The following is a 13,083-nucleotide window of genomic DNA, read 5'->3' on the forward strand; positions in this document are numbered from 1 at the left end:
GCGGCGGGCGCGCTTAGAAGCGCGCCTCATCCACTTCTTTGAGATCAGGGATAACATCTGCCGTGCCTTGGCGGGTCACCATCAGCGCCGCTGCGCGCATGGCGAGTGCAATGGCCTGCTCCATTGGCAACTTACGGTCCCTGGCTGCCAATACATAGCCAGTAAAGGTGTCGCCCGCGCCAGTGGTATCCACTGGAGTAACGGGCATTGAGGGAAAATCGCGTCCAACACCGTTGTGCAGCCAGCGCGCGCCCTTAGCGCCAAGCGTGATGACGACATCGGTAACGCCAAGATCGGCTGGCGATTGTCCTGTGGCGCTCTCAAGTTGTTTTGCCTCGACTTCATTGAGGATCAAGAAGTCAAGAAAAGGCAGTACAGCGGCCACTGCCTCGGCATCGAAAGGAGCGGCTGCATAGGCGACATAAAGTCCAAGCTCACGCGCAATTTTAGCAGATTCCGGCTGATTTAGTGTCTCATTCTGGATCAGAAAGGTGTCGCCTGTACTGGCCTCAGACAGTGCAGCAGAGATGGTTTCATTGGGGATGTTGTGGTTGGCGCCTTGAAACAGAACGATGCTGTTTTCGCCGCCTTCATCGACATAGATATGAGCTTGCCCATTTGGGGTGTCGGGCAATTTTGCAATATGGCGCGTGTCGACACCAAATTCCATCATGCGATCAGCAGCCCAAATTCCATCATGCCCCACTGCGCCCACGTGTATGGTATGGGCACCTGCTCGCGCTGCAGCGACACTCATGTTTGCCCCTTTGCCACCGAGACCACGGGTGAGTTTCGTTGCTGCAAGGGTTTCCCCCGGACCGGGGAGGTGAGGGACATGATAAAAAAAATCAGCGTTTATTGAGCCGAGGTTGTAAATCGCCATAAGGATACGCCGCCGTTCTGTTTCCGTGTGGGTTCGACCAAAAAAATGCCTGCTTGTCCATTCGCAATGACATTACCCGAGGTTTTGCGCTTTTCCATAGGGACCGAGGTTTGCTATCTGAGGAGAACCAAACCTTAGGGGGTCTGAGCAGTGAAGGGCGACAAGCCGAGCGTCACGCCAATGATGGCGCAATATCTGGATATCAAAGCGCAGTATCAGGATGCGCTCTTGTTTTACCGGATGGGTGATTTTTATGAGATGTTTTTTGACGACGCAGTCGCGGCGGCAGAAGCTCTTGATATTGCGCTGACCAAAAGAGGCAAACATGAAGGCAACGAGATCCCAATGTGTGGGGTGCCACACCATGCGGCAGAAGGCTATTTTCTGACGCTCATTCGCAAGGGATTTCGTGTCGCTGTCTGTGAACAGCTTGAAAGCCCGGCAGAGGCCAAAAAGCGCGGCTACAAAGCGGTTGTGAAGCGCGATGTCGTGCGCTTGGTCACACCTGGCACTTTGACAGAAGACAGTTTGCTAGATGCGCGGCGGCACAACTTTCTGGCAGCTTACGCTGTTGTGCGTGATGAGGCTGCGTTGGCTTGGGCAGATATCTCCACAGGAGCGCTGCATGTGATGCCGTTGGCGCCGGTGCGATTGGGGCCGGAACTTGCCCGTCTGGCGCCGAGCGAACTTCTGGTGGCAGAAGGGTCCGAAACTGACCTTGGGCCGGTTGTTGACGATATGGGCGTGCCACTGACATCGGTATCACGCGGAAGTTTCGACTCTGTTTCAGCGGAAAAGCGGGTTTCAGCACTGTTTAAAGCGTCTTCTCTGGAAGCTTTCGGTATGTTTTCTCGCCCCGAAGCTGGGGCGCTTGGAGCGATTGTCGACTATTTGGAGCTGACTCAAAAAGGCAAGCTTCCATTGTTGCAGCCGCCGGTCCGCGAAGCAACGCAGGGCGTGATGCAAATAGATGCTGCGACACGACGGAATTTGGAGCTGACAGCCAGCCTCTCCGGCGGTCGCGCTGGATCTCTGCTTGCAACAATAGACCGGACAGTGACTGCCGGTGGTGCGCGTCTTCTGGAGCAGCGTTTGTCGTCGCCATCGATGCGACTGTCGGCGATACGTGGGCGCTTGGATGCCGTGACATTTATGGCAGAGCAGCGCGCCGAGGCAGGTGATCTGCGTGAAACACTGCGAAAGGTTCCGGACTTGGATCGGGCATTGTCGCGTTTGGCTTTGGATCGCGGCGGGCCGCGGGATCTGGCTGCCATTCGAAATGGGTTGGGCCAAGCGCATTTGCTCGCTGAAAAAGAGTTCGAAAATGAGTTGCCGGACGATTTGGCCACTGCGCAACGGGCGTTGCAAGGTCACGATGAGTTGCTTGACCTTCTTGAGGAGGCGCTGATTGCAGAGCCTCCGTTGTTGGCGCGCGATGGTGGATTCATTGCGCCGGGCTTTGACGAAGACCTTGATGAGAGCCGTGAGCTGCGTGACCAAGGTCGTGGTGTGATCGCCGGGATGCAGGCGCAATATTCAGAGCAAACCGGAATTACCGCTCTGAAGATCAAGCATAACAATGTGCTGGGCTATTTCATCGAAACCACGGCCAAGCACGCGGATGCGATGATGTCGCCACCGCTTTCTGAAACCTTTATTCATCGACAGACCACCGCCAATCAGGTGCGTTTCACCACGGTAGAGCTGAGTGAAATGGAAACCAAGATTTTGAATGCTGGAAACCGGGCACTCGAGATCGAAAAACGGCTCTATGACACTTTAAAGTCTGCAATTTTGCAGCGTTCTGCCGAGGTTTCTGCGACCTCTAGGGCGCTGGCAGAATTCGATCTTTCTGCGGCTTTGGCTGAACTTGCTGCAAATGAGAACTGGACGCGCCCTGAGGTCAATGAAAGCCGTGACTTCTTCATCGAAGGCGGTCGGCACCCAGTTGTCGAAGCGGCCTTGCGCAAAACGGGCAATCCGTTTGTTGCCAATGATTGTGATCTTTCCGGAGGCGAGGCCGCAAGCATTTGGCTGCTGACTGGTCCAAACATGGCAGGTAAATCGACCTTTTTGCGCCAGAACGCTTTGATTGCGTTGCTTGCGCAGATGGGAAGCTTTGTCCCAGCAGACAGTGCGCGCATTGGTTTGGTCAGTCAGCTTTTCAGCCGTGTTGGCGCAAGCGATGATCTCGCACGCGGACGGTCTACATTTATGGTGGAAATGGTGGAAACCGCGGCCATCCTCAATCAGGCAGATGACCGGGCTTTGGTCATTCTGGATGAGATTGGGCGCGGGACCGCAACTTATGACGGGCTTTCCATTGCTTGGGCAACGCTGGAGCACTTGCATGATGTGAATAAGTCCCGCGCGCTGTTTGCGACGCACTACCATGAGATGACGCAGTTGGCCGGGAAAATGGCTGGTGTGGACAACGCAACAGTTGCGGTGCGTGAATGGGAAGGAGAAGTGATTTTCCTCCACGAAGTTACTCAGGGTGCGGCAGATCGGTCTTATGGTGTGCAGGTTGCGCAGCTTGCGGGTTTGCCAGCTGCGGTGGTTGCGCGCGCGCGCGTCGTTCTGGATGCCCTGGAGCAAGGGGAAAGGGAAGGACAGGCCCAAAAAGCTTTGATCGACGACTTGCCTTTGTTTGCTGCAAGCCCGGCACCCATCGCAGCGGAGCCTGTTGGTCCAACACCTCTTCAGGAAAAACTGGCGGATGTTCACCCAGACAGTTTGAGCCCGCGCGATGCATTGAACTTGATTTACGAGTTGAAGGATCTGGCAGAAGCGTGATTGCAGCGCGCGAAAGCTCGGTTCTTTACCCTAAATCTGGCAATGTTTGCAAAACGCCCTAAATGGTGTATCTGCACCGCTTAAATTCCCAGATGAGTCCCAGAGCCATGAGTACCTCCGCGCCAATCACGCAGGACGTGATGACCATTCCTCGCAAGCTGCCCGAAGGTGGCAAAATCAATCTGGTTGGATTGACGCGTGATCAGATGCGCGATGTGCTGATTGCAAATGGCACGAAGGAAAAGCAGGCCAAGATGCGCGTTGGCCAGATCTGGCAGTGGATCTATCAATGGGGCGTGCGTGACTTTCATGAGATGACCAACCTGTCCAAAGCCTATCGCGCTGAATTGGATGAGGTGTTTGAGATCGCCATTCCAGAAGTGATCACCAAACAGGTGTCTGAGGATGGCACACGCAAATATCTGGTGCGCATCGCCGGGGGCCATGAGGTTGAGGTGGTCTACATCCCCGAGGACGATCGCGGCACACTTTGTATCTCCTCACAGGTCGGCTGCACGCTGACTTGCTCGTTCTGTCACACCGGCACTCAGAAACTGGTGCGCAATCTCACTGCCGCTGAAATCATCGGCCAGCTCATGATGGCACGTGACGATCTGAACGAATGGCCTGTGCCCGGTGCGCCAAAGGATGAAACGCGTCTTCTGTCCAATATCGTCCTGATGGGCATGGGCGAGCCACTCTATAACTTCGATAATGTGCGCGATGCGATGAAGATCGCCATGGACCCCGAAGGGATCTCTTTGTCCCGCCGCCGTATCACGTTGTCTACCTCTGGCGTGGTGCCGGAAATTGCGCGCACAGCCGAAGAAATCGGATGCCTGTTGGCGATCTCTTTCCATGCAACCACCGATGATGTGCGCGATGTTCTGGTGCCGATCAACAAACGCTGGAAAATTGACGAACTGCTGCAGGCGCTTGCGGACTACCCCAAAGTGTCCAACTCAGAACGCATCACGTTTGAATATGTGATGCTGGATGGCGTGAATGACACCGACGAAGACGCCCACCGCCTGATCGACCATATCAAGCGCTACAACATTCCGGCGAAGATCAATCTGATCCCGTTCAACGAATGGCCCGGCGCGCCGTACAAGCGCAGCTCTAACAACCGCATCCGGGCGTTTGCCAACATCATCTATCAAGCGGGTTATGCGTCTCCGATCCGTAAAACACGCGGAGAAGACATTATGGCGGCGTGTGGTCAGCTTAAGTCTGCCACCGAGCGCGCGCGCAAGTCGCGTAAGCAGATTGAGGCAGAAGCGGGCGTGGCAAGAGGCTGATCACGCAACAGCTTGGATCGACAAAAGAAATTCGCTAACCTTAGGACGATTTCTATTTGGAGAGGCATCCTATGCCAAAGTTTGTTTTGTCTTCCGCCGCCCATCTGATTGCCAATGCCATTGGATTGGTGTTGGCAAGCCTTTTATTGCCGGGCTTTTCGATTGGTTTGCTTGGCGGCGTTATTGTGGTTCTGGTGTTCACAGTTGTGTCGGTTGTGCTGCTGCCAATCATTCGGAAGGTTTCCGAAAAGAAGATCCCCGAATTGCTTGGCGGGATCTCTCTGGTTGTCACTTTCGCAGGCCTGTTGATCACAGAACTCTTGGTGAGTGATTTTGCAATCGGGGGCGTCGCCAACCTTTTGGCGGCGACATTGATTGTCTGGCTTGGTGCGTTGGTGGCGGGCGTTCTGTTGCCGAAATATCTTTTCCCATCTTTGGCGCAACCAAAGCCCAAGCCGTAACCGGATCAACGTTCTAAAATCATTGGTGAGGCGCACCGCGTATGACGCTGCGCCTTTTGCTTTTATTTCAGCGACCCGGAATTTGATCTCTTCTGGAGTAGTCTTTCCAGTTGTTGAGCACATCCACAGCTTCTTCTGCGGTTTCTACAAACTGAAAAAGCTCAAGATCATCGGCAGAGATGGTGCCCGCGTCTGACAACGCGTCCCAATTGATGATTTTTTCCCAGAACGCACGACCAAACAGCAGGAATGGAACGCGTTGCATGCGACCAGTCTGGATAAGCGTAAGCGCTTCAAACAATTCATCCAGTGTACCAAATCCACCCGGGAAGACACAGATCGCACGGGCGCGCATCAGGAAATGCATCTTGCGGATCGCGAAATAGTGGAAGTTGAAGCACAGATCGGGTGACACATATTCGTTTGGCGCCTGCTCATGTGGCAACACTATGTTGAGACCAATCGAACGCCCGCCCGCATCCATTGCGCCGCGGTTGCCCGCTTCCATAACGCCCGGGCCACCACCCGTCACAATCACGTTTTTGCGTCCGTCGCTGGCCTTGGTCACGATTTCTGCGAATTTGCGCGCTTCGTCATAAAAGGAGGACAAATCCGCCAGCGTCTGCGTGCGCGCGGTGTCTTTTTTTGCAGGTTCTGGAATGCGGGCACCCCCAAATAGAACAACCGTGCTTTCGATCCCATGCGCATCAAGCGCCAGCTCTGGCTTCAGCAATTCGAGCTGCAGGCGAACAGGGCGTAACTCGTCCCGGCAGAGGAAATCTTCATCTGCAAATGCCAACCTATAAGAAGGGGCACGGGTTTGCGGTGTATCAGGAACATGAGCGGCCGTTTCACGATCTGAATGTGCATCGGAAAGGGGATGGGGGCGATCGTCGTGCATGTGTCGGTCCTTACTTGCGCGTGTATCTCAGACCTATAGGGTTCGCGTTAACAAAGCCAGTAACAGGGACGCTAAAATGGATTGGACTGCTGAAATCAAAGCTGCTGCGGCGCGCATACAAGGGCATGTTGTGCGCACACCTGTGATGAAGGTGGACCGCTCTTTTGGCGCCGATCATAGCATTGAATTGAAGTTGGAGCATATCCAGCACACGGGCACCTTCAAAGCACGCGGGGCCTTTAACACATTGCTGTCCCAAAAGGTCCCCACTGCCGGGTTGGTGGCGGCCTCAGGTGGAAATCACGGAGCAGCCGTGGCCTATGCGGCTCATCAGCTTGGGCACAAGGCACGTATCTATGTTCCAGAGATGGCTGGCCCGGCCAAAGTGTCCCTCATTCGTGAAGCCGGGGCGGATTTGGTGGTTGTGCCTGGGGCGTATTCGGACGCTTTGGAGCAGGCGCTCGCCTACGAAACGGAGACAGGTGCCATGCAGATCCATGCCTATGATGCTTCGGGGACAGTTGCTGGGCAAGGCACGGTGGCGCTGGAGTGGGAAGAGCAGGGGCTTGAGGCTGACACAGTGCTGATTGCCGTCGGAGGGGGCGGTCTGATTGCCGGTGCCATGGCGTGGTTTGACGGGCGCCGTCGGGTGATCGCGGTGGAGCCTGAAACCTCTTGCGCGCTCAATGCCGCCATCGCTTCTAGTGCGCCGGTTGATGTGGATGTGTCGGGCGTTGCAGCAAACGCACTGGGCGCCAAACGTATTGGCCAGATTTGCTATGATTTGGCGGTTTCAACCGGTACAGAGTCTGTTCTGGTCACGGATGAGGCCATCACACGCGCGCAGAGAGCGCTCTGGCAGGAGCGCCGCCAGCTTGTTGAGCCTGCCGGAGCCACCGCGCTCGCGGCACTCATGTCAGGCGCCTACGTGCCTGCACCAGGCGAAAAAGTGGCGGTGCTGCTCTGTGGTGCCAATATCGCGCCCGATCCGATGCAATAATGGTCGCAAAGAGGAGGTGACGGCTGCCTCCGATCTCGTTAAGTAAATGTGAACTCAAGACACCCGGAGCCTAAAGACATGTCCAATGCCCAACTGGAACAAGCCATCGAAGCCGCATGGGATGCGCGCGACACAATCACCTCTGCCACCACTGGCGAAACCCGCGAAGCCATCGAAGACACGTTGAATGCGCTGGACAGCGGCAGTCTGCGCGTCGCGGAAAAGCTGGAAAGCGGTGACTGGCATGTGAACCAATGGGCTAAGAAAGCTGTCCTGCTGGGGTTCCGCATCAAAGACATGGAGCTGCAAGAGGGTGGCCCACAAGGTTCCGGTTGGTGGGACAAAGTCGACAGCAAGTTCAAAGGCTGGGGCGAAACCCAATGGCAGGCGGCTGGCTTCCGTGCTGTTCCCAACTGCGTTGTGCGCAAATCTGCTTATATCGCGCCAGGTGTGGTGCTGATGCCGTCTTTTGTGAACCTGGGCGCCTATGTTGACGAAGGCACTATGGTTGATACTTGGGCCACCGTTGGATCCTGCGCGCAGATCGGCAAAAACGTGCACCTTTCCGGTGGCGTTGGTATCGGCGGCGTACTGGAGCCAATGCAGGCAGGCCCAACCATCATCGAAGACAACTGCTTCATCGGCGCACGCTCTGAGGTTGTCGAAGGCTGTATTGTACGCGAAGGCTCAGTACTGGGCATGGGTGTCTTCATCGGCCAGTCCACCAAAATTGTGGATCGCGAAACTGGCGAAGTGATGTATGGCGAAGTGCCCCCTTATTCGGTGGTTGTAGCAGGTTCTATGCCCTCCAAAAACGGCGTGAGCCTGTATTGCGCGGTGATCGTGAAGCGCGTTGATGAGAAAACGCGTTCCAAAACGGGCATCAATGAGTTGCTTCGCGACTAAGTGGCACTGTGCTTGGATCTTAAAAACTCAAAAGGCGCTCGAAGGTTCGAGCGCCTTTTTTGTTGTGGGTGTTGCCTAGGTTTCTTTCGGTCACTGAGCAAAGCTGCCAATGGATTTTAGCCACGCATCAGCGCTTAAAGCCGCTTTGACCGCTCAAATACCCGTAACAGAGGGCTATAGATGCGCGTTAAAGCTGGCTGAGCGGTTGACCGGCTGCACAGGGTCAGGCTAAGGCCGGACCAAGCAGAGAAGGCGACGTCATGACCCAGGACAAGAAAAAGAAAACGCGGCAACAAGTCTATACCCTGTTGGTTCAGGTTGGTCGCAAGGACGGGGATGGATTGCCTGAAGATGCGACAGGCGGCGCGCTGATGATTTATGCCAGCGGCATCGACGAGGCTGAGGCGGTCCGTGAAACCGTCGCAATTCTGAAACAAGCCGATCTCAACCCTCTGGATGTTACAGGCTATGGAACGGTTGAAGAGCGCGAAGCTCAAGGGCATGAAATTGACGGTCATGAGCGCGGACTGATGCAGCGTGCGCTAGAAGAGAACTCTGTTGTGGTGGCCCAGATGACTCCGTTCTTTCATGGTGAAGAAAGTGAGGGAGAGGGGACAGAGCACTAGTTCTGAACCGTCTTTTTCTATGCTGCGCGCTGTTCTGCTAAAGTAAGTGCATCAAATTCTCGCAGCACAGGATAGGCCGACTGCGAATGTTCTGGCAGCTTCGCTTTTGGGTAAGCAGAAAGCATGCTGGCTTTCAGAAGGTCAGGCTTTCGGCGAATGCGACCAATATCCAAGCTTTCAAGGAAAGTATCAGCAACCATAACTGCATCATGGTTTGGCAACAGAAGCTGGCAGTATGTCGCCAATGGAACTTCAGGCAGGTGTGTTGCTGCGTTCCCATGAAGCAGATGCCCTGCCGGGATCAGCACATGCTCGGTGCCGAACATGTATTCTACGCGGCTTCCTCCAAGCACGAGATTTTGGGTGTGACTGGTCACAATGTCTTGGCTCAGCCCCAAAAATGGTGCGCGGAGTCTGACGGGCGCGAAAAGACCTGCCGCCGGGACAGTGCGTATGATGTTTGCGAGCACAGGAACGAGCATACCAGTTGCGGTTTTAACAACGTCGCCGCGCTTGAGACTACCAGCCGAGCGGTAGCCGCGATCTGTCATTACAGGGGTTTGAAGGGACAGGCTCGGCATTGGTCCGATCGGCTCAATGCGGTCGGACACCGCAACATAAGAGACCTCCTCCGCCAAAACGTGTGTTTCGGGGTGTTTGGTGCAGATCTGCAAATCGCTATGTCGCAAACCGACAGGTGTACTGATCGCGCGCTGGGCCATTCGAAAAGTTCCCGGTTGCTCTACGGAAAGACGCCCAAGCCTTGCTTTGAGATCCCAGGAGTAGGTGATGCGCAGAACGTCTGATCGCCCGAGTGTGTCTAGATTGATTGCTGCATGGCAAGTGTGCTGCCCACGATTGATCACTAGGATCACGCCACCGCCCGGAACGGCCTGCAGTGATACTTGAAGGCCGTTGGACTCACCCGTACGAAGCGCAAACATGGTTTGTGGTTGCTCACACTCCGCGCTCTGCATCTCAAGGACCAAGCTGCCTCTTGGCATTTCCAGTTCAACACTTTTTGCAGATAAAGTTGCGCTGGCGCTGGCCATTTGATGGGACTTTGCGAGGCCAGCGCGACTATACAGCGCACGACTGTGATCAAGGAGGCTGACCCAACTCATCTAGCAGCCCTTTCAAAATGCGGCTGGTGTGCCGAAGTTTGCCACTCTTGTCGCATGTTGGCTCACTCCGCTGCCAAATGGGCCATGGCAGCCGCCTCATAGCTGCGCAGTCCACGTCGTGCCATTGGGCCATAGCCTTCGCCAGACTCCCGATCGATTTCCGGAAAAATCGTGCAAATCTCATCCACGATTTCGGCCTCAAAACTCGAAGCAGTTTGTGGTCCCGGCAAAAAACTTTCTGTCGGAAGGTTTTCCGAAAAAACGATCTGATGTTCATCAAAAAGGATATGCACGTATTCCACGGTGCCCCCAGGCACGCGCCGCACTGAGTGATCGTTTACCAAATCGCGCGCAGCCACCAAAACCTGCTCTTCTCCAAACAGTAGCTCGGCCCAGGCGTTCTGCATTAGAACGCGGTGCAGCGGCGACAGCTTAAGGCTGCGGTGTTTTCCAAAGGTGTTTGCCGCAATGTGAATGGGCGCCAAATTCCCTTCCGCCAGGACTTCGCGGCGCCCGATCCAGCGAATGGGTTGCGCCCCATTGTCCAGTGTTTCAACGGCGTCACCTACCTTAAGGCACTCAACGGGTACGTCCCCTTGCGGAGTGCGGATAAAGGTGCCAGCTGTAAAACAGGGAGCCTGATTGACGGTTACAAACCCCACGTCTGTGGTGCCGTTGCCATCGTCCACTGTGTAGGAAAAGTTGACCTGTTCCTCTTCACCGTCGCCTTCAAGTGTCAGGGTTCCATCTGCGTTGACGAGTATCTTCTGTCCACTCGGCAAAGTGATGGTGCTGCCTGCTGAAACAGGCTGCCCTGAGATATGCGTGATGGTGAGTGAATTGCCGGTGTTGTTCACATCATTGGCCAAAACATCGACGGTGCGCGTTCCGTCAATCGGCAGGTTCACCGTGTCAGCATTGGCAATCAGCGAAGTCTGAAGCGAGTCTGCTGCAATCAAAAGCGAGCTGTCATAGCTGCTGTCAGATACATCTGCAATTACGATGCGAATGGTGTTCAAACCGGGCGTGATGTTGAACTTTAGGGTCATGGTCTGGGTAAACCCATCCATCTCCGTGTTGAAGGTGCTGCCGGTGTTGTCGACAAACAGACTTTCATTGCTGCCGCTGTTGATGTTGCGCGGGTCAACGTCCCCATCGCCAATCGCCAAAGGAACATAGGTGCCGTTGACAGAAACAGCGACAAAGTCTTGATATACTGAGTTTGTGAACTCGGGATATTCCTCAGAAGCAAAGACAAACTGCATGGTCATTTGGCTTGCTTCAGTTGCGGTAAAAGAGACGTCCAGATAGGCGGCATCAAATGTCGAAGCGCCTGCAATCGCATTGAACTCAGGGTTGTTGTCTTCGCCGTTTGTATCGCTGGAGCGGTTGCCGCGCTGGTTGAATGCACCAAACCTGTTGGTAAAGTTGCTCGCCCGACCGGTCGAGAGGATCACTCCGGTGTCGCTTGGCGTAACACCGCCCGAAATGGCGTCGCCATCAGAGTAGATCCCTGAAGAAGAGCCTTGTCCACTGTACGATGCTGATTCAATCGTGACATCATCACCAAAGATGGTCTGAGCCATATCAAGTGCAGATGCGCCCGTGTTTATTGGCAATTTTGGCATGTCGCTTGTCCCTGCTTCGCACAGACATGCCACACATCAGCGCCCGGATGGCTCCGGGTGATTGTAAATCCTCATGTTTCAACTTTGTGTTGATTTTCAATGAGGGTGGCTTTGCGCCGAACTGCTGGTGACCTGCCTCGGTCGATTTTTTGTTATCTTTCAGGTAACTGCATAATTTACGGTTTGTTAAGTGTCTGGTGGTGCTCCCCGCTAATTTGTGACCAAAATGTGGCTTTCCGGTCCTTGCTGCCTGTGCGACAAGTCGGAGAAAGCAACAAAGGAAGCTCAAATGACCGCGATAGACGCTGCCAAACTGACCGCCGATCTGATTCGGTGCCCCTCGGTAACGCCGGAGGAAGGGGGCGCATTGGTGCTTTTGGAAGCGTTGTTGTCTGATGCCGGGTTTAGCTGCACCCGGGTTGATCGCGGCGGGATCAGCAATCTATTCGCCCGATGGGGAGAAAAAGGTCATGCTCAAACCTTCGGCTTTAACGGGCACACCGATGTTGTGCCGGTTGGGGACGAAGCCGCATGGTCTGTAGATCCATTTGGTGCAGAAGAAAAAGACGGCATCCTTTTTGGTCGCGGCGCCACAGATATGAAATCAGGTGTCGCGGCCTTTGCCGCAGCCGCCATCGATTTTGTCACCAACACGCCTCCAGACGGTGCCATTGTCCTGACCATCACGGGTGATGAAGAGGGCGACGCCTTAGATGGCACCACCGCGCTCTTGGAGTATATGGACCAAGAAAATGAGCAAATGGCGGTTTGTTTGGTTGGTGAACCCACCTGCCCCAATGAGATGGGGGAGATGATGAAAATCGGTCGACGTGGCTCGCTCACCGCGTATTTCACTTTCACCGGTGTTCAAGGTCATTCCGCCTATCCGCATCGCGCCAACAATCCGGTGCCTGTGATGGCACGGCTTATGGATCAATTCGCAAGCCACACCCTTGATGACGGAACAGACCATTTTGATGCCTCCACGCTCGCCGTTGTCACGATGGATACAGGCAACCCGGCGACCAATGTGATTCCTGCAGAATGCCGCGCGACACTCAATATCCGTTTCAATGATGCGCACTCTGGCGCTTCTTTGACGGAATGGATGCGGCAAACAGCGGACCAACTGTCGGATCAGACTGGTGTTGGTATTGATATGGATGTGAAAGTATCAGGTGAGAGCTTTATCACACCTCCCGGCCCCTTGTCTGATCTGGTCGCTGCAGCGGTAGAGGCGGAAACAGGGCGCAAGCCAGAGCTGTCTACATCCGGGGGCACATCAGATGCTCGTTTCGTACAGCACCATTGCCCAGTGGTCGAATTTGGTCTTGTTGGCAAAACCATGCATCAGGTGGACGAGCAGGTGCCGGTTGCACAGATCCATCAACTCAAAGACATCTATAGCCGGATTTTGCGTGACTACTTCAGCTAAAACTGGCCCAGTTTGGCACCAG

At 54.8% G+C, this 13,083-nt stretch carries 11 protein-coding genes; 7 read left to right on the forward strand and 4 right to left on the reverse strand.

Annotated elements, in window-relative coordinates; translation table 11 throughout:
• Window positions 1-13 precede the first annotated feature (13 nt).
• Window positions 14-883 (reverse strand): ribokinase, encoded by an 870-nt coding sequence (locus J7413_RS09275; protein WP_209097804.1) that lies wholly within the window; start codon window positions 881-883, stop codon window positions 14-16.
• Window positions 884-1,063: 180 nt separating this feature from the next.
• Between J7413_RS09275 and mutS the strand changes: the two genes are divergently transcribed.
• The 3 genes from mutS (at window position 1,064) to J7413_RS09290 (ending at window position 5,441) form a co-directional block, all read left to right on the forward strand.
• A complete protein-coding gene (mutS, locus tag J7413_RS09280; RefSeq protein ID WP_209098038.1) occupies window positions 1,064-3,679 on the forward strand; it encodes a DNA mismatch repair protein MutS in 2,616 nt (871 codons plus the stop codon).
• A 107-nt stretch (window positions 3,680-3,786) separates the two neighbouring features.
• Entirely contained in the window at window positions 3,787-4,980 is a 1,194-nt protein-coding gene (rlmN, locus tag J7413_RS09285) for a 23S rRNA (adenine(2503)-C(2))-methyltransferase RlmN (RefSeq protein ID WP_209097805.1), read from the forward strand.
• A 71-nt stretch (window positions 4,981-5,051) separates the two neighbouring features.
• Window positions 5,052-5,441 carry a phage holin family protein gene (locus J7413_RS09290; RefSeq protein WP_209097806.1) on the forward strand — a complete coding sequence of 130 codons (390 nt, stop codon included), beginning with the start codon at window positions 5,052-5,054 and terminating at the stop codon, window positions 5,439-5,441.
• 67 nt (window positions 5,442-5,508) lie between these two features.
• Here J7413_RS09290 and J7413_RS09295 read toward each other — a convergent pair whose 3' ends face one another.
• Complete coding sequence (locus tag J7413_RS09295) at window positions 5,509-6,342, reverse strand: TIGR00730 family Rossman fold protein (RefSeq protein WP_209097807.1); 834 nt, start codon at window positions 6,340-6,342, stop codon at window positions 5,509-5,511.
• 76 nt (window positions 6,343-6,418) lie between these two features.
• Here J7413_RS09295 and J7413_RS09300 point away from each other — a divergent pair, with 76 nt between their 5' ends.
• From J7413_RS09300 to J7413_RS09310, 3 genes are all read left to right on the forward strand, one after another.
• Window positions 6,419-7,342 carry a threonine/serine dehydratase gene (locus J7413_RS09300; RefSeq protein ID WP_209097808.1) on the forward strand — a complete coding sequence of 308 codons (924 nt, stop codon included), beginning with the start codon at window positions 6,419-6,421 and terminating at the stop codon, window positions 7,340-7,342.
• A 78-nt stretch (window positions 7,343-7,420) separates the two neighbouring features.
• Entirely contained in the window at window positions 7,421-8,248 is an 828-nt protein-coding gene (dapD, locus tag J7413_RS09305; protein WP_209097809.1) for a 2,3,4,5-tetrahydropyridine-2,6-dicarboxylate N-succinyltransferase, read from the forward strand.
• A 260-nt stretch (window positions 8,249-8,508) separates the two neighbouring features.
• Window positions 8,509-8,874, forward strand: coding sequence for a hypothetical protein (locus J7413_RS09310; protein WP_209097810.1), 366 nt, complete (start codon window positions 8,509-8,511; stop codon window positions 8,872-8,874).
• A 17-nt stretch (window positions 8,875-8,891) separates the two neighbouring features.
• On the opposite strand, the gene J7413_RS09315 is transcribed toward J7413_RS09310, so the two are convergent.
• Window positions 8,892-9,926, reverse strand: a complete 1,035-nt coding sequence (locus tag J7413_RS09315; protein WP_209097811.1) for a Hint domain-containing protein — start codon at window positions 9,924-9,926, stop codon at window positions 8,892-8,894.
• Between the two features lie 134 nt (window positions 9,927-10,060).
• Entirely contained in the window at window positions 10,061-11,626 is a 1,566-nt protein-coding gene (locus tag J7413_RS09320; protein ID WP_247743432.1) for a Hint domain-containing protein, read from the reverse strand.
• Between the two features lie 289 nt (window positions 11,627-11,915).
• Between J7413_RS09320 and dapE the strand changes: the two genes are divergently transcribed.
• Window positions 11,916-13,061 (forward strand): succinyl-diaminopimelate desuccinylase, encoded by a 1,146-nt coding sequence (gene dapE / locus J7413_RS09325; protein ID WP_209097812.1) that lies wholly within the window; start codon window positions 11,916-11,918, stop codon window positions 13,059-13,061.
• The last annotated feature ends 22 nt before the right edge of the window (window positions 13,062-13,083 follow it).

Source organism: Shimia sp. R10_1 (genome assembly GCF_017744095.1).
Taxonomy (GTDB): Bacteria; Pseudomonadota; Alphaproteobacteria; order Rhodobacterales; family Rhodobacteraceae; genus Shimia.

Bases quoted from the DNA above. Each gene is read 5' to 3' on its own strand.
- J7413_RS09275 (WP_209097804.1), bottom strand. From the start codon at position 883: ATGGCGATTTACAACCTCGGCTCAATAAACGCTGATTTTTTTTATCAT.
- mutS (WP_209098038.1), top strand. From the start codon at position 1,064: ATGATGGCGCAATATCTGGATATCAAAGCGCAGTATCAGGATGCGCTC.
- rlmN (WP_209097805.1), top strand. From the start codon at position 3,787: ATGAGTACCTCCGCGCCAATCACGCAGGACGTGATGACCATTCCTCGC.
- J7413_RS09290 (WP_209097806.1), top strand. From the start codon at position 5,052: ATGCCAAAGTTTGTTTTGTCTTCCGCCGCCCATCTGATTGCCAATGCC.
- J7413_RS09295 (WP_209097807.1), bottom strand. From the start codon at position 6,342: ATGCACGACGATCGCCCCCATCCCCTTTCCGATGCACATTCAGATCGT.
- J7413_RS09300 (WP_209097808.1), top strand. From the start codon at position 6,419: ATGGATTGGACTGCTGAAATCAAAGCTGCTGCGGCGCGCATACAAGGG.
- dapD (WP_209097809.1), top strand. From the start codon at position 7,421: ATGTCCAATGCCCAACTGGAACAAGCCATCGAAGCCGCATGGGATGCG.
- J7413_RS09310 (WP_209097810.1), top strand. From the start codon at position 8,509: ATGACCCAGGACAAGAAAAAGAAAACGCGGCAACAAGTCTATACCCTG.
- J7413_RS09315 (WP_209097811.1), bottom strand. From the start codon at position 9,926: ATGGCCAGCGCCAGCGCAACTTTATCTGCAAAAAGTGTTGAACTGGAA.
- J7413_RS09320 (WP_247743432.1), bottom strand. From the start codon at position 11,626: ATGCCAAAATTGCCAATAAACACGGGCGCATCTGCACTTGATATGGCT.
- dapE (WP_209097812.1), top strand. From the start codon at position 11,916: ATGACCGCGATAGACGCTGCCAAACTGACCGCCGATCTGATTCGGTGC.